The sequence below is a fragment of the Sphingomonas sp. dw_22 genome (genome assembly GCF_018449795.1).
In the GTDB taxonomy this organism is placed as follows: domain Bacteria; phylum Pseudomonadota; class Alphaproteobacteria; order Sphingomonadales; family Sphingomonadaceae; genus Sphingomonas.
In genome coordinates this window covers 25369-45032 of sequence record NZ_JAAVVE010000028.1, presented here as the reverse complement: position 1 = coordinate 45032, position 19664 = coordinate 25369, and the positions used below count along the sequence as shown (strand labels likewise).

The 19664-nt window shown below is 68.3% G+C and carries 19 protein-coding genes and 1 tRNA gene; 9 read left to right on the top strand and 11 right to left on the bottom strand.

Features of this window, described 5'->3' with window-relative positions:
* Nucleotides 1-67: 67 nt before the first annotated feature.
* Both HB724_RS13085 and HB724_RS13080 read right to left on the bottom strand, forming a co-directional pair.
* The gene (locus HB724_RS13085; RefSeq protein ID WP_213981387.1) at nucleotides 68-1609 is read right to left on the bottom strand and encodes a hypothetical protein; all 1542 of its coding nucleotides are present in this window, start codon (nucleotides 1607-1609) and stop codon (nucleotides 68-70) included.
* Nucleotides 1610-1878: 269 nt separating this feature from the next.
* Nucleotides 1879-4050, bottom strand: coding sequence for a primosomal protein N' (locus HB724_RS13080; RefSeq protein ID WP_213981386.1), 2172 nt, complete (start codon nucleotides 4048-4050; stop codon nucleotides 1879-1881).
* A gap of 73 nt (nucleotides 4051-4123) precedes the next feature.
* Here HB724_RS13080 and HB724_RS13075 point away from each other — a divergent pair, with 73 nt between their 5' ends.
* The gene (locus HB724_RS13075; protein WP_213981385.1) at nucleotides 4124-4582 is read left to right on the top strand and encodes a hypothetical protein; all 459 of its coding nucleotides are present in this window, start codon (nucleotides 4124-4126) and stop codon (nucleotides 4580-4582) included.
* Between the two features lie 3 nt (nucleotides 4583-4585).
* Here the strand turns inward: HB724_RS13075 and HB724_RS13070 are convergent, their stop codons facing one another.
* On the bottom strand, nucleotides 4586-5239 hold the full coding sequence (locus HB724_RS13070) for a DUF2490 domain-containing protein (RefSeq protein WP_213981384.1): 654 nt from the start codon (nucleotides 5237-5239) through the stop codon (nucleotides 4586-4588).
* 107 nt (nucleotides 5240-5346) lie between these two features.
* Here HB724_RS13070 and HB724_RS13065 point away from each other — a divergent pair, with 107 nt between their 5' ends.
* From HB724_RS13065 to HB724_RS13055, 3 genes are all read left to right on the top strand, one after another.
* Complete coding sequence (locus HB724_RS13065; RefSeq protein WP_256731500.1) at nucleotides 5347-5742, top strand: hypothetical protein; 396 nt, start codon at nucleotides 5347-5349, stop codon at nucleotides 5740-5742.
* A gap of 152 nt (nucleotides 5743-5894) precedes the next feature.
* Nucleotides 5895-6548: a fructose-6-phosphate aldolase gene (fsa, locus tag HB724_RS13060; RefSeq protein ID WP_213981383.1), complete on the top strand. Its 654-nt coding sequence runs from the start codon at nucleotides 5895-5897 to the stop codon at nucleotides 6546-6548.
* A 47-nt stretch (nucleotides 6549-6595) separates the two neighbouring features.
* Complete coding sequence (locus HB724_RS13055; RefSeq protein ID WP_213981382.1) at nucleotides 6596-7486, top strand: tyrosine recombinase XerC; 891 nt, start codon at nucleotides 6596-6598, stop codon at nucleotides 7484-7486.
* Here the strand turns inward: HB724_RS13055 and HB724_RS13050 are convergent.
* Genes HB724_RS13050 through rsmI form a run of 4 tightly spaced genes read right to left on the bottom strand, consistent with a single transcriptional unit; the run spans nucleotide 7483 to nucleotide 10321 of the window.
* On the bottom strand, nucleotides 7483-8085 hold the full coding sequence (locus tag HB724_RS13050) for a DedA family protein (RefSeq protein WP_213981381.1): 603 nt from the start codon (nucleotides 8083-8085) through the stop codon (nucleotides 7483-7485). The two genes, HB724_RS13055 and HB724_RS13050, sit on opposite strands and share 4 nt — an antisense overlap.
* A gap of 9 nt (nucleotides 8086-8094) precedes the next feature.
* Nucleotides 8095-9054: a glutathione synthase gene (gene gshB, locus HB724_RS13045; protein ID WP_213981380.1), complete on the bottom strand. Its 960-nt coding sequence runs from the start codon at nucleotides 9052-9054 to the stop codon at nucleotides 8095-8097.
* A gap of 42 nt (nucleotides 9055-9096) precedes the next feature.
* Nucleotides 9097-9453 (bottom strand): YraN family protein, encoded by a 357-nt coding sequence (locus HB724_RS13040; protein ID WP_213981379.1) that lies wholly within the window; start codon nucleotides 9451-9453, stop codon nucleotides 9097-9099.
* A 1-nt stretch (nucleotide 9454) separates the two neighbouring features.
* Complete coding sequence (gene rsmI, locus HB724_RS13035) at nucleotides 9455-10321, bottom strand: 16S rRNA (cytidine(1402)-2'-O)-methyltransferase (protein ID WP_213981378.1); 867 nt, start codon at nucleotides 10319-10321, stop codon at nucleotides 9455-9457.
* 11 nt (nucleotides 10322-10332) lie between these two features.
* Between rsmI and HB724_RS13030 the strand changes: the two genes are divergently transcribed.
* Nucleotides 10333-11532 (top strand): penicillin-binding protein activator, encoded by a 1200-nt coding sequence (locus HB724_RS13030; protein WP_213981377.1) that lies wholly within the window; start codon nucleotides 10333-10335, stop codon nucleotides 11530-11532.
* Between the two features lie 4 nt (nucleotides 11533-11536).
* Here HB724_RS13030 and HB724_RS13025 read toward each other — a convergent pair whose 3' ends face one another.
* The 4 genes from HB724_RS13025 to HB724_RS13010 form a co-directional block, all read right to left on the bottom strand.
* Nucleotides 11537-12103 (bottom strand): carboxymuconolactone decarboxylase family protein, encoded by a 567-nt coding sequence (locus tag HB724_RS13025; RefSeq protein WP_213981376.1) that lies wholly within the window; start codon nucleotides 12101-12103, stop codon nucleotides 11537-11539.
* A gap of 387 nt (nucleotides 12104-12490) precedes the next feature.
* On the bottom strand, nucleotides 12491-13636 hold the full coding sequence (hemW, locus tag HB724_RS13020) for a radical SAM family heme chaperone HemW (RefSeq protein WP_213981375.1): 1146 nt from the start codon (nucleotides 13634-13636) through the stop codon (nucleotides 12491-12493).
* Nucleotides 13637-13820: 184 nt separating this feature from the next.
* Nucleotides 13821-13894 (bottom strand) — tRNA-Gly (locus HB724_RS13015).
* Between the two features lie 51 nt (nucleotides 13895-13945).
* Entirely contained in the window at nucleotides 13946-15085 is a 1140-nt protein-coding gene (locus HB724_RS13010) for a serine hydrolase domain-containing protein (protein ID WP_213981374.1), read from the bottom strand.
* 59 nt (nucleotides 15086-15144) lie between these two features.
* Between HB724_RS13010 and HB724_RS13005 the strand changes: the two genes are divergently transcribed.
* The 4 genes from HB724_RS13005 (at nucleotide 15145) to HB724_RS12990 (ending at nucleotide 19638) form a co-directional block, all read left to right on the top strand.
* On the top strand, nucleotides 15145-16029 hold the full coding sequence (locus HB724_RS13005) for a LysR substrate-binding domain-containing protein (RefSeq protein WP_213981373.1): 885 nt from the start codon (nucleotides 15145-15147) through the stop codon (nucleotides 16027-16029).
* A 68-nt stretch (nucleotides 16030-16097) separates the two neighbouring features.
* A complete protein-coding gene (dgcN, locus tag HB724_RS13000; RefSeq protein ID WP_213981372.1) occupies nucleotides 16098-17132 on the top strand; it encodes an N-acetyltransferase DgcN in 1035 nt (344 codons plus the stop codon).
* Entirely contained in the window at nucleotides 17090-18079 is a 990-nt protein-coding gene (gene dgcA / locus HB724_RS12995; RefSeq protein ID WP_213981371.1) for an N-acetyl-D-Glu racemase DgcA, read from the top strand. The genes dgcN and dgcA overlap by 43 nt, the downstream gene beginning before the upstream one ends.
* Nucleotides 18076-19638: an amidohydrolase family protein gene (locus tag HB724_RS12990; RefSeq protein ID WP_213981370.1), complete on the top strand. Its 1563-nt coding sequence runs from the start codon at nucleotides 18076-18078 to the stop codon at nucleotides 19636-19638. Before dgcA ends, HB724_RS12990 begins: the two co-directional genes overlap by 4 nt.
* The last annotated feature ends 26 nt before the right edge of the window (nucleotides 19639-19664 follow it).

Sequence of the window (19664 nt, the reverse complement as noted above, 5' to 3'; positions counted from 1 at the left end):
CCGCTTTCGGGCAAAAGCGATGGCGGTTCAAGCCGTGCCCGAACCGCCATCGAGCCTTTCGAGGGGATCAGCCGCCCTTCTTCCTGGCGTCCTCGCCCTTCTTCCTGGCTTCCGCCTGGGCGTCGTCGAGCACCTTGAGCGCGGCGTCGGAGCCGCCACCGTCGAGCGCGGTGACGACCTTCAGTGCCACATTGTTCTCGCCCGCGCCCTCATGCGGGCCATAGGCGATCTTCTCGAATGCGATGCGGGCGGCCGGGACGTTGTTCTGGCGGATCAGCACCTCGCCTGCCATGAATCGGAGACCGTCGTCATAGGGTGCCTTCACATAAGCGCCGATCAATCCGTCCTGTGCCGTCTTGGGCGCCGCCTGATCTGCGGCCGCGAAGCTCTGATAATAAAGGATCAGCGGTTGCGAATATTCGGTGTCGAGACGGTTCGCCTTGACGAACCAGCTGCGGATCGCCTTCCACTTGGCCGCGTCGCGCTCCTTGGCGGCCTTCGCGATCTCCATCTGGGCCATGCCCTTGTAGAGCAGCGCGTGGATGGATTCGGGATCGGCGGCGAGCGCGCGATCGGCGGCCGCTTCTGCAGCCGCATGGTTGCCGGCGTCGAATTCCGCTTCGGCCAGCTCGTTCTGCGCAGCCGCATCGTTGGGATAGGGCGCAGCCGCCCTGCGCGCCCATTCGACGACAGTCCTGGCTCGTTCGGGATCGACGCCGCGTTGCGAATAGATGCGTGCCTTCATCGTCGCGGCTTCGCCGCCGGTGAGCGCCCGCATCTTCACCTCGCCCACGGGGACCTTGCCTGCTTCCACGCGAATCGTCGGCAAGGTGCCCCGTTGCGCATAGCTGTTCAGTTTGCCGTCGAGCCGGTCCAGCGGGCCGAATGCCTTGTTCGCCTCGTCGATTGATTTTCCTTCGTTGATCGCCTTGATATAGCCGACGAGCTGATCGGCATGGCCCCCCAGGATCGTATAATGGGTGAGCAGCCAGCCGCGTCCATAGAGCGTCTGCGTGTCCAGGTCTTTGTCCTTGGGATCCAGGCGCAGCATGCGCTCCGCGGGCATCTGGGCCGTCCGCATAAGGCCATAGGAGCGATAGTCGGGGTTCTTTCCGATGATCAGCGTCCCGTCGCTCCGGTAGAATGCGGTTCCGACGAATTCGGCGAATCCTTCAACGAACCATTTCGGGAACACGATGCTCGGCCAGCTCGAGAACATGAAGCTGTGGCCATATTCGTGCTGGAGGATCGTCTGCGCGTCGAGCATGCCGCCGCCGTCGCCATCGGGCACGAACGCGACCGATCCGGTAGCGCGCGCGTTGAAGAAACCTGCGGGACCGGAACCGCCATAGAGTTTCTCGATCTCGCCGACATTGGAGAGGATATAGACATGGACTCTCAGCAACGGGCTTAGCGGCTTGTCCGGCGTACCAGTGAGGAAGCGCAACGTCTGGTCAAAGCGTTCGAGCTGCTCGGTATAGGTCTTGAGCTTGCCCGGATCCTTGTCGGCATAGACGACGAAGTGCTTGGAGCTCGCCTCGTACCAATCGGCATGGGCGAGCGAAGGCGCCACGAGAAACGCGGCGGACAGAAAGAGTTTACGAAGCATCAGTTTCCCCCTGAATCCTTCGCACCTTAAGAGTCTATTTGGGTTCGGCAAGCGTGATCGATTCAGCCGTCCGGTTTGCCCGGATCGGGATCGGCGGCGGGTTCTTCGGGTCTGGCGTCGAGCGTCTTGAGGGCGCCGTCGATCATCGCGATCAGCCATCGCGCCAGGGCTGGCCAGCGCGAGCAATTTCCGGAACAACGCGAATCTCCCCCGAGTCCAGGCGATGCTAACCGCGGCGTGGGCAGAGGAATAGAAGCGATTCGACAGGGTTAGACGAAGCTGTAGGGATCGACGTCCACCGCCACGCGCACCCTGGCGCTCCAGTTCAGCGCGCCCAGCCATTCGCGGATCACGTCCTGCACGTCGAAGCTGCGCCGGGCATGGACCAGCAGGCGGAATCGGTGGCGGCCGCGCAGCATCGCCAGCGGCGCGGGGGCGGGGCCATAGACGTGCATCTCGGCCAGTTGCGGCGCCGCGCGGCCGATCATGCGGGCAGTCTCCTCCGCCGCCGCCTTGTCCTCCGACGAGACGATGATCGCGGCATAGCGGCCGAAGGGCGGCGCCTCGGCATCGCGGCGCGCCTCGGTCTCGGCGGCGTAGAAGGCTTCGGTGTCGCCGCTCACCAGCGCCTGCATCACGCGGGCTTCGGGGGCATGGGTCTGGATATAGACGGTGCCCGGCTTCTCGCCGCGCCCGGCGCGGCCGGAGACCTGCATGATCTGCTGGAAGGTGCGCTCGGACGCGCGCAGGTCGCCGCCGTCGAGGCCCAGATCGGCATCCACCACGCCGACCAGCGTCAGATTGGGGAAATGATAGCCCTTGGTCACGAGCTGCGTGCCGACGACGATGTCGATCGCACCATGCTCCATGCGGGCAACGAACTCCGCCGCCTTGGCGGGGGACCAGAGCGTGTCCGACGTCACGATCGCGGTATGCGCATCGGGGAAGAGCGCGGCGACCTCATCGGCGATGCGCTCCACGCCGGGGCCGCAGGCGACCAAAGTGTCCTCGGACTTGCATTCGGGGCACATGCTCGGCGCTGGAACAGTGTGGCCGCAATGATGGCAGGAAAGCCGGCGCAGCAGCCGGTGCTCGACCATCCACGCCGTGCAGTTCGGGCATTGGAAGCGGTGGCCGCAATTGCGGCACAAAGTCAGCGGGGCATAGCCACGGCGATTGAGGAACAGCAGCGATTGCTCGCCGCGCGCCAGCGTCTCCTCCAGCGCCTTGACCAGCCGGGGGCTGAGCCAGCGGCCGCGCTCGGGTGGCTCGCGGATCAGGTCGATCGCCTCGATATGCGGCAGCTCCGCCGCGCCGTAGCGGCCCGGCAGCTTCAATTCCTCGTAGCGGCCCATCGCCACCTGGTGGTGCGTCTCGATCGCCGGCGTTGCCGAGGCGAGGATCACCGGGCATTCCTCGAACTTGCCGCGCATCACCGCCACGTCGCGGGCGTGGTAATGGACGCCGTCCTCCTGCTTGAAGCTGGTCTCGTGCGCTTCGTCGACCACGATCAGGCCGAGGTTCGGATAGGGCAGGAACAGCGCCGAGCGCGCGCCGACCGTCACCATCGCCTCGCCGCGCGCGATCGCCCGCCAGGCGCGGCGGCGCTGCGAGGTGCGCAGGCCCGAATGCCAGGCGACGGGCTCGCAGCCGAATCTTTTTGCGAAGCGGGTGAGGAAGGGTTCGGTCAGTGCGATCTCGGGCAGCAGCACCAGAATCTGCCTGCCCGCCGCCAGCGCGGCGGCGACGGCCTCGAAATAGACTTCGGTCTTGCCCGAGCCCGTCACGCCGTCGAGCAGGAAGGGCTGGAACGCCTCCGCGCCCACCGCGTGGCGCAGGACGCTGGCGGCATGGGCCTGGTCGGCGCCGAGATCGGGCGGGCCGAAATCGGGATCGGGGAGCGGATAGGGCGTGTCGGTATCGACCACGACCGCCTCGATCGCGCCGGTCTTCACCAGCCCGCGAATCACCGCGTCGGAGACTTCGGCGATCGTCGCCAGCTCGCGCACCAGCCCCTGGCGCTCGCCGATCCGCTCCAGCGCCTGCGCCCGCTGCGGGGTGAGGCGGTCAGGCACCTGCCCGGTCGCGCGATACTCCACGATCGTCGGCGCGCTCTCGAACGCCGCCGAGGTGCGCAGCGCCATCGCCAGCACGGCGGAGGGCGGGCTCAGATAATAATCGGCGGTCCATTCGATCAGCCGGCGCACCGGCGCGGGGATCGGCGGGGCGTCGGCCACGGCAAGGATGTTGCGCAGGCGATTGTCGCCGACTTCCTCGGTCGCCAGCCGCTCGGGCTCCCAGACCACGCCGGCATATTGGCGCGGGCCGATCGGCACGACGACGATCGCGCCCGGCTCGACCGCCATGCCGTGCGGCACGCGATAATCGAGGATTCCGAGCACGGGGTGCAGGACGAGGACACGGGCGCGGTTGCCGGGCATTGCCGCCTCATATGGGGATTCCGCCGCGAACGGGAATCCCGTATCGCGCGTTGTACGTTTCAGGAGGCTCGCCATGTTGCTCTTCGCTGCCCTGCTCTTCGCCCAGGCCGCCCCGGCGGCCCAGACCACCGCCTGCAAGGCGGCCGACGCCGCGCTGCCCGCGTCGCTGACGGGCTGGACCGCGCCCGGCGACGAATTCACGCCCGACAAGGCGGTCTCGCTCGACACGGTCGATGCCGCGACGCTCAAGGGCGTGCCCGCGGGCACCAAGCCCGGCAAGGCGGCGACGATCGCCTTCCGGATCGCGACCGCCGGCACCTATGGCGTGGCGCTCGACCAGCCCGGCTGGATCGACGTGCTGCCGGGTGCGGCGGGCGGCACGGCGCTGGCGTCGGTCGCGCACGGCCACGGCCCCGAATGCTCGACGATTCGCAAGATCGTGCGCTTCAAGCTCGATCCGGGGCTGTACCGCCTCTATGTGACCGGCCTTGCCCAGCCCAGGGCCAAGGTGATGCTCGTCAGCGGCGAATGAGCGTCACAGGTTGAGCGACAGGCTCAGCACGGCGGCATGGTCCATCTGGTCGCGCGCGCCGTCGCGGCCGAAGCGATACTGGTTGAGATAGGCGATATCGGCGGAGAGCTGCTTCGCCAGCGGCACGGTGACGCCCGCCTGGTTGCGCATCCGCTCATAGCCCGAGCGCTGGCCCCAGCGCGTATCGTTGACGTTGAGGAAGCTCTCGTGCTGCGCGAACAGCGCCGGTCCCTTGGTGGCGAGCGGCAGGGTGAAGCGCAGCAGCGGACGGACGCGGACGCCGATCGCGGGGCCGCTGCTGTTGAAGCGCTGCTCGACGCGGAGCCTTGTAAGGAGGTTGCCGAGCGTCACCGTCACCATCTGGCGCAGCCTCTCCTCATTGGGCAGGGCGCGGCCCTGGTCCCAATCCTCGACATGGCGATAGCCCGCGGCGATCTCGACGCCCTTGGCAATCGTCACGCTGCCCAGCACGCCGAACTCGGAATGGGCGAAGCCGCCGGCGCGATCGCTGAACCGGCCGATCGATTCGAGCGTCAGCCGCTCCCGGTCGCCGATCGCGGTGGAGGCATTGACGGCCAGCCAGAGCTGTTCGTCGGTGCGCTGGGCGAGCGCCGGCAGCGGCGCGAACAGGAGCGGAAGGGCGAGAAGCGCGCGCATGGCGGCGCCCCGTACACTTTCGGCGTTCGATTGTCACAATCCGGATGAGGCTTGTTTCGGGGTTGGAACGAAAGTAGAACAATGGCGACCAACCGGGGAGGCCGCACATGTTCCTGACCGCGCTTGCACTGACGATGGCGGCCCCGTGCCGCATCTATGACACCGCGCTGCCGCGCCCGCTCGCCGGCTGGATGCGGCTGGGGCGCACGCTCGATACCGGCCGCGCGGTGACGCTGGCGGCGGGACGCGACAAGGCGGCGGCGACCAATGTGCGCATCCGCAAGGCCGGGGTGTTCGGCATCGCGGTGGACCAGGACGGCTGGGTCGATCTCTACCAGGGACGCGGCAAGGCGTTGAAAATGGCGTCGGAGAGCCGCGGGCCGGCCTGTTCGACGATCCGCAAGGTCATCCGCTACCGGCTGAAGCCGGGCACCTATCGAGTGGAGGTGCGCCAGTTGCAGGCGCCGCGCGTCAAGCTGATGCTGGTGGCGGGGGAGCGCTGACATCCTTCGTCACCCCGGCCGCACGGTGGACCCCGGCACTTCGGCCGGGGTAACGGGAATGAGGCGCCGCGGACCCATCCCGCCGTTGCCCGATCCGGCGCGCTCGGCTAGGCGCGCGACAACCGCAGCTCAGCGCCGAAAGGGCCGTTTCCATGAAGTTCTTCGCCGACACCGCCGACACCGCCGACATCCGCGACCTGGCCGAGACCGGCCTGCTCGACGGCGTCACCACCAACCCGTCGCTGATCCACAAGGCGGGCCGCGATTTCCTGGAGGTGGTCGCCGAGATCTGCCAGATCGTCGACGGCCCTGTCTCGGCCGAAGTCGTCGCGCTCGACTATCCGACGATGATGAAGGAAGCCGAGATCATCCGGAAGATCGCCGACAATGTCGCGGTCAAGGTGCCGCTGACGATCGATGGCCTCAAGACCTGCAAGGCGCTGACCGACGACGGCACGATGGTCAACGTCACGCTGTGCTTCTCGGCGAACCAGGCGCTGCTCGCGGCCAAGGCGGGCGCGACCTTCGTCTCGCCGTTCGTCGGCCGGCACGACGACAACGGCTTCGACGGGATGGAGCTGATCGAGGACATCCGCACGATCTATGACAATTATGATTTCGGCACCGAGATCCTGGTCGCCAGCGTGCGCCACCCGATCCATGTGCTGGAGGCCGCGAAGATCGGCGCCGACATCATGACCGCCCCGCCCGCCGTGATCCGCCAGCTCGTAAAGCATCCGCTGACCGACAAGGGCATCGAGGGCTTCCTCGCCGATTGGGCCAAGACCGGCCAGAAGATCGGCTGATTCTCTAATTCCTCCCCGTACCGGGGAGGAATTGATAGGGTATCGCAATGCCATACCCGCTCCCCCTCCTCTACGCCCAGCATCTCGCCCGCGACCGGCGGCGATCGGCGCATACCGTGCGGGCTTACGGTGCGACGGCCGAGCGATTGGTGGCCTTCCTGCAGGGCCATTGGGGCAGGGCGGTGACGCCCGAGGCGCTGGCGAAGGTAAGCGCGGCCGATCTGCGCGCGTTCCTCGCCCACCGCCGCAACGATGGCCTCGGCAACGCCTCCGCCGCGCGCGAGCTTTCGGCGGTGCGCGGGTTCCTGAAGTTCGCGGTGGGCGATGCCGCGGACCTGCCCCGGCTGCGCGGCCCGAAGGTCAAGAAGGGCGTGCCGCGCCCGATCGCCCCGCGCGAGGCGGTGGCGCTGGCCGAATGGGCTTCGGACGAGGCGAGCGAGCCTTGGATCGCCGCGCGCGACTGGGCGGTGCTGCTGCTGCTCTATGGCGCCGGGCTGCGCATCGGCGAGGCGGTGGCGCTTGCCGGCGCGGTGCTGCCGCTGGGCGAGACGCTGCGCGTCACCGGCAAGCGCGACAAGACGCGCATCGTGCCGCTGCTGCCCCAGGTGCGCGAGGCGATCGAAGCCTATGCCAAGGCGTGCCCCTATGGCGTCTCTTCCGAGGCGCCGCTGTTTCGCGGCGCCAAGGGCGGCCCGCTGCCGCCGGGAATGATCCGCAAGGCGGTGCGCTCGGCGCGGACCGCGCTGGGGCTGCCCGAGCGGACCACCCCGCATGCGCTGCGCCACAGCTTCGCGACGCATTTGCTGGGCCGGGGCGCCGATCTGCGCGCGCTCCAGGAATTGCTGGGCCATGCGAGCCTCAGCTCGACCCAGATCTATACCGCGGTGGATGCTGCGCACCTGCTCGACGTCTATCGCAACGCGCATCCGCGCGCTTAGCGCGTTTCGTCCGTCCGGTGGCGCGATTTCCAGGTGAGCACGCGCCACAGATAGGCCAGCACGGCCAGCGCCACGACCGCCGTCACCACCGGGGCGATCCAATGGTCGACCGTCTCGAAATTGGTCCCCAGCCAATAGCCGACGCCGACCAGGATCGTGTTCCACACCGCGCTGCCCAGGGTGGTGTAGATCAGGAAGCGCCAGAAGGGCATCCGGAGCAGGCCGGCGGGGATCGAGATCACCGTGCGTCCGATCGGCATGAAGCGGAAGATGAACACGGTGATGCCGCCCCAGCGATGGAAGAAGCGGCGCAGCTTCTCGACATCCTCCCATTCGAGCGTCAGCCAGCGGCCCCAGCGATCGACGGCGGGCCTGAGCCGCTCATAGCCGTAGCGACGCCCGACCTCGTACCAGAAGAGATTGCCGACCGCGCAACCCAAGGTGCCCACCAGCACGAGCAGCGGGAAGCTCATTCTGCCCTGTCCGGCGGCGATGCCCGCCACGCTCATGATGAGCTCGGAAGGGACGGGCGGGATGACGTTCTCCAGCACCATCAGCAGGAAGATGCCGAAATAGCCCCAGTCGAGCCAGTTGGTCATGCGCGGCGCTCAGCCTGCGCGGGCGGCGACGCGGCGCTCGATCGCGTCCCAGATCATCGCGGCGGTATCGGTGCCGTTGAACCGGTCGATCGCGACGATGCCGGTGGGGGAGGTCACGTTGATCTCGGTCAGCCATTCGCCGCCGATCACGTCGATCCCCACGAACAGCAGCCCGCGCCGCTTGAGCTCGGGGCCGAGCAGCGCGCAGATTTCCAGCTCGCGGGGCGTCAGCTCGGTCTTGGCCGCCGATCCGCCGACCGCCAGGTTGGATCGGATCTCGCCTTCGCCGGGAATGCGGTTGATCGCGCCGGCGATCTCGCCGTCCACCAGCACGATCCGCTTGTCGCCTGCCGCCACCGAGGGGAGGAACGCCTGGATCATGTGCGGCTCGCGATAGGCGGTGTTGAACACCTCGATCAGCGCGGAGAGGTTGGCGCCGTCGCTGCCGACCTTGAAGATCGCCTTGCCGCCGTTTCCGTGGAGCGGCTTGACGACGATCTCGCCATGTTCGGCCAGGAATTCACGCGCTTCCTCCAGGCTGCGCGTGACAAGCGTCGGCGGCATGAACTGCGCATAATCGAGGACGAACACCTTCTCGGGCGCGTTGCGGACGTTGGCGGGATCGTTGACCACGAGCGTCTTGTCCGAGATCCGCTCCAGCAGGTGGGTGGCGGTGATATAGCCCAGGTCGAAGGGCGGATCCTGGCGCATCAACACCACATCGGCCTCATTGCCGAGATCGAGCTTCACCGGCGCCTCGAAATGGAAATGGTTGCCCGGCACGCGCTGGACGGTGACCGGATGCGCCCGCGTCCAGACGCGGCCGTCGCGATAGTTCAGGTCTTCGGGCGTATAATGGAACAGCCGATGGCCGCGCGCTTGCGCCGAGAGCATCAGCGCGAAGGTCGAATCGCCGGCGATGTTGATCGCGTCCAACGGGTCCATCTGCACGGCGACGGTGAGCGACATTCGGCCTCCTTTTGACGCCTCTAGGTGACTTATTCGGCTAAGTCACCCTATCCAGGCGTTCTCGATATGGCGAGGGAGCGTCTTGGGGGCAATGAGGATCACGTCGACACGGATGTCATCGCCCGGCCCGGCATAGCGCGGCATCAGCACCTCGGCCGCGGCGGCGACGCGCGAGAGGCGGAACTGGTCGATCGCGAAATCCAGCTCGGCGGCGGTGCGGCGGGTCTTCACCTCGACAAAGGCGATCAGGTTGCCCTTGCGGACGACCAGGTCGACCTCCCCGGCAGGCGTGCGGACGCGGCGATCGAGGATCTGCCAGCCGCGCAGCCAAAGCCACCAGGCCGCACGCCGCTCGCCGTCACGCCCGCGAAGCTCGGCGGCGCGGCGGTCGCGTGCCATGTTAAAGCCCCTCCCCTTCAAGGGAGGGGCTTATTCTGTCCTTCATCGCCATCGCCCGGGCGTAGAGTTCCCTCCGGTCCAGCCCCAGCCGCTTCGCCACCTCGCCCGCCGCCTTCGAAGCGGGCAACCGCGTGAGCGCCTCGGCCAGCGCCATATCCGCCTCCTCGGCGGACGCAGGCGGGGCCTCGCCGGGCGGGGCGACGATGATGACGATCTCGCCCCTGGGCGGCGCATCGGCATAGCGCGCGGCAAGCGCGGAAAGCGTGCCGGTCACGCATTCCTCGAACTTCTTGGTGATCTCGCGCGCGACTCCCGCCTCGCGGTCGCCAAGCCCCTCGGCCAGTGCGCCCAGGCAGGCGGCAAGGCGCGGACCCGATTCGTAGAGCACCAGAGTCGCCCGCACCGACGCGATCTCGGCGATCGCCTCGGCCCTGGCATGCTGCTTCGAAGGCAGGAAGCCGAGAAACAGGAAGCGATCCGTGGGCAACCCGGCCAGCGTCAGCGCCGCGATCGCCGCGCAGGGGCCGGGGATCGTCACCACCAGATGCCCCGCCGCCCGCGCGTCGCGGACCAGCTTGTAGCCCGGATCGGAGATCAAGGGCGTCCCCGCGTCGGAGACCAAAGCCACCGCCTCCCTCGCCATCCGCGCGATCAGCCCGGGCCGCACGGCATCGGCGTTATGGTCGTGATAGGGCAGCATCGGCCGCTTCACGCCGATATGCCGCAGCAATCCCGCCGTCACACGGCTGTCTTCAACTGCAACCACATCGGCGCCCGAGAGTATTTCGGATGCGCGCGGGGAAAGATCGCCGAGATTGCCGATCGGGGTGGCGACGATATAGAGGCCGGGCGCTAGAACAGGTTTCATCGGGGAGAGTCATGGCAGACGCCAAAGGGATACGGCAACACGGGCTTTTCGCCCGCCTGCGCTGGGCGGTGGTCGGCGCGGCCCTGTTCATCGCCGCATGCTCCACCGGACCCCGGGTGATTCCCGAGGCGGAGAAGCCCCCCGTGGCCGAGCGCCCGGCCGAGCGGCCGGTGGTGATCCAGCCCGGCCTGCCCCAGGATATCGAGCGCCACCGCATCGCGTTGCTGGTGCCGCTCACCGGCGCCAATGCCGGCGTCGGCAAGTCGCTCCAGAACGCGACTCAGCTCGCGATCCTCGATACCGGCACCGATGCGATCCGCATCACCACCTATGACACCACCATGCCCGGCGGCGCGGCGGCGGCGGCGCAGCAGGCGGTGGCCGAGGGCAACAAGCTGATCCTGGGGCCGCTGCTGGCCGAAGATGCCCGCGTCGTGGCGCCGATCGCGCGCAAGGCGCATGTGCCGGTGCTGAGCTTCTCCAACGATGTCAGCGCGGCGGGGGGCGGCACCTTCCTGCTCGGCTATTCGCCCACCCAGTCGATCGAGCGCGTCGTCGCCTATGCCCGCACCAACGGCATCAGCCAGTTCGCCGGCCTGATCCCCACCGGCGTCTATGGCGAGCGCGCCTCGACTTCGTTCCTGCGCACGGTGGAGGGGGCCGGCGGCAAGGTGCTCGCGCTCGAGACGTTCGATGGCCGCCCGGGCTCGCTGGCCGGCGCGATCACGAAGCTCGGCCGGGTGCCCTATCAGGCGATCCTGATCGCCGGCAGCAGTGGCAGCGCGGTCGCGGCGCTGCCCGCGGTGCGCAAGACCGCCAGCGGCAAGACCGCGCGCGTGCTCGGCACCGAATTGTGGAACACCGATTCGGGAATCGGCGCCAAGGCGGTGCTGAACGGTGCCTGGTTCGCCAGCGTGCCCGACACTTTCTACCGCCAATATGCGACCAAATACCGGGCGCGCTTCGGCGCGGCGCCCTATCGGCTTTCGACGCTGGGCTATGATTCGGTGCTCCTCACCGTCCGCATCGCGCGCGAATGGAAGCCGGGCGAGGATTTCCCGGCGCAGCGGCTCAGCGATCGCGGCTTCGGCGGCGTCGACGGCGCGTTCCGCTTCGGCCGCGACGGCGTCGCCGATCGCGCACTCGAAGTGCAGGAGATCCGTGGCGGCACGGTGGTGACCGTCTCTCCCGCACCCGCCAACGTAGAGTGAGCGGTCAGTCGCGTTCCGGCACCGGCACGTTGAACCCGTTGAGCGTGGTCGAGACGAGCGCGTAGAGCCCGACCAGATAGATGAGCTCGTTGGTGCCGTGCTGGCCGAACGTCTCGACCGCGAGCCGATAGACCGGCTCGGGCAGCACGCCGCCGCGCACCAGCGTATAGGCGAGGTCGAACGCGATATTCTCTTCCGGGCTCAGGTCGACGGGCTTGAGATCGGCGACCAGGGTGGCCAGCCGCTCGGGCTTCATGCCCTCCTTCTCGGCGACGGCGATATGCGCGTAGATCTCATAGGCCGCATCGAACCGCGCCCCCACGACCAGGATTGCGATCTGGCGGACATTGTCGGGCAGGCTCGCCTCGGCGGTCATCGCCAGCGTCAGATCCCAGATCGCCTTGCCGATGCGCGGCTCGTGCAGCCACGGGTTCCACGGCCCCATCAGCGCGCCGTCCTCGCGCTCCACCTTGAAGGCGTTGAAGTTGCTGGCGATCCCCTTGCGCATCTCGTCATAGAGCGGTTTCTGCTCGGGGCTGAGCTCGGCGGGGGGTATCAGGGGCAGACGCATATCGGCGCTCCTTCTTGGATCGGATCGGTGCCAACTAGCGTAACTGCGTGACAGTTCCGATCGGCGGGGCGGCACCTGGAGCGGAAGTCCCACCCCGGCGAAGGCCGGGGCTTAGTATCGTGGGCGTTCCACCAGATACTAGGACGGATCGACATTCATCCTGTCATTTCCTCTCCCCTTGATAGGGGAGAGGATAGCGAAGCTTGGCAGCGTGCTGCCTAGCGCAGCTTGGAGAGGGGTAGAGCGGAGCGCAGCTCCGCGCGGCTGCTTTGCAGCCCCCCACCCCTCACCCAGCTCCGACTATGGCCGCGCAAGTGCGCGACCATAGTCTGCGCAACCCTCTCCCCTCAAGGGGAGAGGGGAGATAGGGCTGAATGTCCATAAAACCTAATCGAGCACGATCTCGCGCAGGATCGCCTCCAGCACGGGCATTCCCGCCTCGGTGGCGCGCAGGCGGTCGCCCTCGCGCGCCATCAGGCCCTGGCGGATGAGCTGCCCGATCGCGAGATCGTCCACCGGCGCGGTGCCGCCGGCAAGGTCGGCGATGCGCGTCAGGTCCACGCCTTCGCGCAGGCGCAGGCCCATCACCAGCCCCTCGGTCGCGCGGTTGTGCGGGGTGAGCGCGTCCTCGATCTGGAGGCCGTTGGCCTTGCGTCCGATCGCCGCCATCCAGTTCTCGGGCTTCTTGTGGCGGACCGTCGCCAGTCCGCCGCGCCGGCCATGCGCGCCGGGGCCGACGCCCGCATAATCGCCATAGCGCCAATAGGTCAGGTTGTGCCGGCTCTCCGCGCCCGGCCGCGCATGGTTGGATATCTCATAGGCCGGCAGCCCGGCGTCGGCGGCGATCGCGCGAGTCGCTTCGAACAGGTCCGCGGCGGTGTCGCTGTCGGGGATCGTCAGCGCGCCCTGCGCCGCCAGCGTGGCGAATCGCGTGCCGGGCTCGATGGTGAGCTGGTAGAGCGAGAGATGCTCGGTGCCGAAGCCGATCGCGCGGGCCAGCTCCGCTTCCCACGAAGCGAGCGACTGGCCGGGCCGGGCATAGATCAGGTCGAAGCTGACGCGGCCGAACGCCTTTTGCGCCGTCTCCAGCGCCGCGAGCCCTTCGTCCACGCCGTGCGCGCGGCCGAGGAAGCGGAGCGCCTCGTCGTCCAGCGCCTGGAGGCCGAGCGAGACGCGGTTCACCCCCGCCGCCGCCAGATCGGCGAAGCGCGCGGCCTCGACCGAGGAGGGATTGGCCTCCAGCGTGATCTCGATATCGGGCTCGAAATCCCAGTGCCGCCCCGCCGCCTCGATCAGCGCGGCGACCGTCCCGGGCGGCATCAGCGAAGGCGTGCCGCCGCCGAAGAAGATCGATCCCAGCCGCCGCCCGGGCAGCAGCGCCGCCTCATGCGCCAGATCGGCGAGCAGCGCCGCGCGCCAGGCATCCTGGTCCACCTGCTCGCGGACATGGCTGTTGAAGTCGCAATAGGGGCATTTCGACACGCAGAACGGCCAATGCACATAGAGTGCGAGCGGGAGGGTGTCGGTTTTCATAGCGAGAGGCTTGAGCGGGTAACGGGAATCGAACCGTGCGCGTAGCCCTTCAGGGCGGAGCGCCAACAAAGAATCATGGGTTCGCTACTGCAAAAATTGGAGCGGGTAACGGGAATCGAACCGTGCGCGTAGCCCTTCAGGGCGGAGCGCCAACAAAGAATCACGGGTTCGCTACTGCAAAAATTGGAGCGGGTAACGGGAATCGAACCCGTGTATTCAGCTTGGAAGGCTGCTGCACTACCATTGTGCTATACCCGCTAGCCGCGCGCCGAGTGCCATATTCGCGTGGCTGTGGTCAACCGGTAAGGCTCAGGGCCGGGCGAGCCGTTCCTCCGTGGGGGTGAAGGCCGAGCGGGCGCCCGGCGCATCGGCCACATCGGTCGCGAAATAGACGACGCCGGTGCCGGCCGCGCGATCCACCCACAGCCCCGAGCGCAGGCCATAGGCTTCGCCGGCATGGCCGATGCGGCGCGTGCCGTCGCCGAACGGATCGTCGCGGCAGCCCTGGCCGGGCGTCGGGAGGAAGGTGATCGCCAGGCCGTAGCTGCAATAGAAGCCGTGGATCGTGTCGCCGTTGCTGCCGTCATAGGTCCAGAGCGGCCGCTCCAGCAGCGCCATCGTGCGCGGGCCGAACAGCCGCACGCCGTCCACCGTGCCGCCGCCGAGCAGCAGCCGTCCGATCTTCGCCAGCCCGTGCATCGAGATGCGCAGGCCGCCCTGCGGCGCGAAGATCGCCCCGTTGGCGCCGGCGCGCCACTTGGCGAGATCGCAGCTCCCGTCGGTGGCGGGCGTCACGGAACAGGGCGGCGCCGCGCCGCGATGATCGTCCTTCACCGGCTGGCCGTCGCGATAGAGCGTCACCGCATGCGCGGCGGTCTTCGCGTCGCAGCTCGCCCAATTATAGCAGGCGTCGATCTTCAGCGGCCGCAGCACCAGCCGGTCCATCAGCCGGTCGAAGCGCTCGCCCGTCGCCTTCTCCATCACCGCGGCGATCACCGGGAAGTTGAAATTGGTGTAGCGGAACCAGCTTCCCGGCGCGTGGGCGGCGTCCCAGGCCTTGGGATCGGTCAGCACGCTGCGCATATCGGCATCGAGCGGCAGGACATAGTCGATCGTGTCGGTCAGGCTCGATCGGTGCGAGAGCAGCAGCCGCAGCGTGATCGGCGCGTCCGGAAAGGCGGGGTTGCGCAGCTTCCAGCCCAGATATTGCGAGACGTCGGCATCGAGATCGAGCCGGTGCTGCTCCACCAGCCGCAGCACCGCGATCGATGTGACGAGCTTCGAGATCGAAGCGACGCGCACCGGATCGTCGGCCATGACGGCGCGCCCGGTGGAGAGATCGGCCACGCCCTGCTGGCGGATCGAAGTCTCGCCCTTGCGGTCGAAGGCGATGCGCACGCTTGCGATCGGGTGTGGCGTGGCGGCGAGCAGCAGGGCGGTGAACAGCATGACGCGAAACCTAGGTCGGGGTGGACAGCACGCGCAAGCGAACCCTAGGCTATGGTCCCATGAACCTACGGCATATCGAAATCTTCCACGCGGTCTATGTCAACGGATCGGTGAGCGGCGCGGCGCGGGCGCTCAACGTCTCGCAGCCCTCGGTCTCGAAGATGCTGCGCCATGCCGAATCGCTGCTCGGCTTCCAGCTCTTCCAGCGCACCAACGGCCGGCTGGTGCCCACCGACGACGCGCATACGCTGTTCACCGAAGTCAGCGAGATCCAGGACAAGGTCCATGCGCTTCGCGAGGCGAGCCGCAATCTGCGGCGCGGCAGCGGCCATATGCTGCGCGTCTCGGCGCTGCCCTCGATCGCGCTCGATGCGCTGCCGACTGCGGTGGCCCAGTTCCTGCGCAGCCATGAAAGCGTGAAGTTCGATCTCCAGACCGTCCATCACGACGATCTGCTGCGCAAGCTCTACGAGCGCGAGACCGATATCGCGATCGCCTATGAGGTGCCGCATGCCGCGCCGGTGGGCCATCGCTGGCTGGGCGAGGGCGAGCTGGTGGTGCTCTATCGCGAGGAGGACATGCCGGACGCGCCGCCGCGCATCGAGCTCCAGCGGCTGCGCGACCACAAGTTCATCAGCGTGGTCGCGAGCGGCCCGATCGGCCAGCTCTTCACCCAGGAGCTGGAGCGCGCCGAGATCGTGCTGGACGAAGTCGTATCGGCCCGCACCTTCTATATCGCCACCGCTTTGGTGCGGCAGGGCGTGGGGCTGACGGTGGTCGACAGCTTCACCGCCGAGGCTTCGATGGCGCCCGGCCTCTCGATCCGGCCGCTCAAGCCGCAGGTGACGTTCGACGTCCATGCGATGTTCCTGCTCAATCGGCCGCCCACCGCGCTTGCCACCGATTTCCTCAAGACGCTCGCCCAGGTCATTGACGCGCCATAACGGCTGGCTATGCCGGGCGGGCCGATTGCTATGCGCGGTCGGGGCCGGCGGACGATAGCGTTACCGTGATGATACCTGCTCCTTATCTGCTTTACCTCGGCCACAGCACCGATTTCGCCGGCATCAAGACCTCGCGTGGACTCGCCGAGTTCCGCCGCGACGATTGCGTGGGCGAGTTCCGCCACGACGACAGCCCGCTCACCCTCGGCCTGCCCCGCCTGACGATCGCCGAAGGCGCGGCGGCGGGGGCGAAGACGATCGTGCTCGGCATCGCCAATTCGGGCGGGATGCTGGGCGGCGATCTGGTCGACGATGCCGCCGCCGCGCTGGAGGCGGGGATGAATGTCGCCGCCGGGCTGCACCAGCGGCTGCGCGACGTGCCGCGGCTGGCGGCGCTGGCCGCGGAGAAGGAGCTGACGCTGTTCGACGTGCGCGAGCCGCCGGCCGACATGGTGGTGGGCAACGGCAATCGCCGCGCCGGCCACCGCCTGCTCACCGTCGGCACCGATTGCTCGGTCGGCAAGATGTACACCACGCTGGCGCTCGCCCGGGGCCTGCGCGCGCGCGGGATCAAGGCCGATTTCCGCGCGACCGGCCAGACCGGCATCCTGATCGCGGGCGACGGCGTGCCGATCGACGCGGTGGTCGCCGATTTCATCTCCGGCGGGATCGAGATGCTCACCCCCGCGCGCCACGACGGCGGCTGGGATGTGATCGAGGGGCAGGGATCGCTGTTCCACCCCAGCTTCGCCGGCGTCTCGACCGGGCTGCTCCACGGCGCCCAGCCCGAGGCGCTCGTGCTGTGCCACGATCCGGTGCGCAGCCATATGCGCGGCATCCCCGGCCGGGGGCTGCCCGGCCTCGCCGAATGCCTGGCCGCCAATCTCCAGGTCGCGCGGCTGACCAGCCCGGAGGTGCGCGCGGTCGGCGTATGCCTCAACACCTCGCGGCTCGCGCCGGCCGAGGCGGAGCGGCTCTGCGCCGCCATCGCCGACGAGCTGGGCCTTCCCTGCACCGATCCGATCGCCTTCGGCGTCGATCCGATCCTCGACGAGCTGCTATGCTTAGACTCTTCAGCGCGCAGCACGACTGCTTCGCGCTGAGCCGCCCGTTCCGCATCTCGCGTGGGGTCAAGACCCAGGCGGATGTGGTGACGGTGACGGTGGCGGCGGACGGCGTCATCGGGCGCGGCGAGGGCGTGCCCTATCCGCGCTACGGCGAAAGCGTCGAGACGACGCTGGCGGCGATCGAAGGCGTCCGGGGCGCGATCGAGGGCGGCGCGGGGTGCGAGGAACTGCTGCGGCTGCTGCCGCCGGGCGCCGCGCGCAATGCGGTCGATTGCGCGCTCTGGGATCTCGAATCGCGCATCGCCGGAAAGTCGGTCGCCGCGCTGATCGGCGCGCCGGAGCCCGAGCGGCTGGCGAGCGCGCTCACCATCGGCATCGACACGCCGATGATGATGGGCGCCGCCGCCCGCCGCATCGCCGGTGCGCCGCTCATCAAGGTCAAGGTCGATGCGACCTTGCCCGATGCCCAGATCGCCGCGGTGCGATCGGCGGCGCCCGATGCGGCGCTGATCGTTGATCCCAACGAGAGCTGGGACCGGCGGATGGTCGAGGCGATGCAGCGCGTGCTGGTCGCGTGCCGGGTGTCGCTGCTAGAGCAGCCGGTGCCCGCCGCCGACGATGCCTGGCTGGAGGGCTTCGTGCCCGAAGTGCCGATCTGCGCCGACGAATCGGTGCATGTCGCGGCCGATCTCGATCGCGTCGCCGCGCGCTACCAGGTGGTCAACGTCAAGCTCGACAAGTCGGGCGGGCTCACCGCCGGGCTGGAGCTGGCGCAGGCGGCGCGGGCGCGCGGGCTGGGGCTGATGACCGGCTGCATGATCAGCACGTCGCTGTCGATCGCCCCGGCGCTGCACATCGCGCGCATGTCCGACTTCATCGACCTTGACGGTCCGATCTGGCTCGCGGAGGATCGCGCCGGCGGGGTGCGCGACGAGCACGGCTATATGTTGCCGCCGGCAAAGGGATTTTGGGGATCGCCATGAAGGTCGCGCTGCTGCTCGGGATTGCGGCTTTCACGCTGGGCGCGGCATCGCCGCCCGCGCCGCAAAAGGTCGACCTGCTGATCCGCGGCGGCACGATCTACACCGGCTCGGACGCGCCGTTCGTCGGCGATGTCGCGATCTCGGGCGACCATATCGTCTCGGTCGGCCCCCATGCGAACGTCACCGCGGCGCGGGTGATCGACGCCAAGGGCATGATCGTCGCCCCCGGCTTCATCGATCCGCACACCCATATGGGCGAGGATCTCGCCTCGGACGATCCGGCGAAGCGGCTGATCCCCGCCTTCCTGATGCAGGGCGTGACGACCGCCTTCATCGGCAATGACGGCGGCGGCACGCCCGATGTGGCGAAAATACTCGGCACCGCGGCGACGAAGCCGGTGGGGATCAACTATGCCGCCTATGTCGGCTTCGGCGCAGTGCGCGAGAAGGTCGTCGGCGAGGCCGATCGCGCGCCCACGCCCGAGGAACTGGCGCGCGAGAAGGCGCTGGTCGCGGACGCGATGTGCCAGGGCGCGCTCGGCCTCTCGACCGGACTCTTCTACGCGCCACAGAGCTTCTCGAAGACCGAGGAAGTGATCGAACTCGCCAGGGAAGCGGGCAGGCGCGGCGGCGTCTATGACAGCCATATCCGCGACGAATCCTCCTACACCGTCGGCCTCGCGGCGGCGATCGACGAGGCGATCCGCATCGGCCGCGACGGCGGGCTGCCTTCGCATATCAGCCATATCAAGGCGCTCGGCGTCGATGTGCAGGGCATGGCGCCCCAGATCATCGCCAAGGTGGAGGCCGCGCGCGCCGCGGGCCAGAACGTCACCGCCGATCAATATCCCTGGTCGGCCTCGGGCACGAGCCTGGTCGCCTCGCTGATGCCGCTCTGGGCGCAGGACGGCGGCCGCCCGGCGCTGCTCAAGCGCTTCGACGATCCCGCGCTGGCGGAGAAGCTGCGCGCCGGCATCGTCGAGAATCTGCGCAAGCGCGGCGGCGCGGAGAAGCTGCTGATCGTCGAGGGGCAATATGCCAACCAGACGCTCGCCCAGGTGATGCAGGCGCGCGGCGAGGATGCCGTGACCGCCGCGATCGCCGTGATCCGCATCGGCGATCCGGGCGTCGTCTCGTTCAACCAGAGCGAGGACGACATCGCCGCCTTCATGAAGCAGCCTTGGGTGATGACCGGCTCCGACGCATCGGGCGGCCATCCGCGCGTCTATGGCACCTTCGCGCGCAAATATTCGAAGTACGTCGTCGCCGATCACGTCCTGACGCTGCGCGAATTCATCGAGCGCAGCTCGGCGTTTCCGGCGGACTGGTTCGGGCTGAAGGGGCGCGGGCATCTGAAGCAGGGCGCGTTCGCCGATCTGGTCGTGTTCGATCCCAAGACCTATGCCGCGCGCGCCACTTACGAGCAGCCGACCCTGCTCGCCGCCGGGGTGCAGACCGTGGTGGTCAACGGCGTGGTCGCGGTCGACAAGGGCGCGCTCACCGGCAAGGCCGGCGGCCGCGCGCTCGCGCATGCCCCCACGCCCGGAAGCTGCCATTGATACATCGGGCGCATGGCTTCCTATTT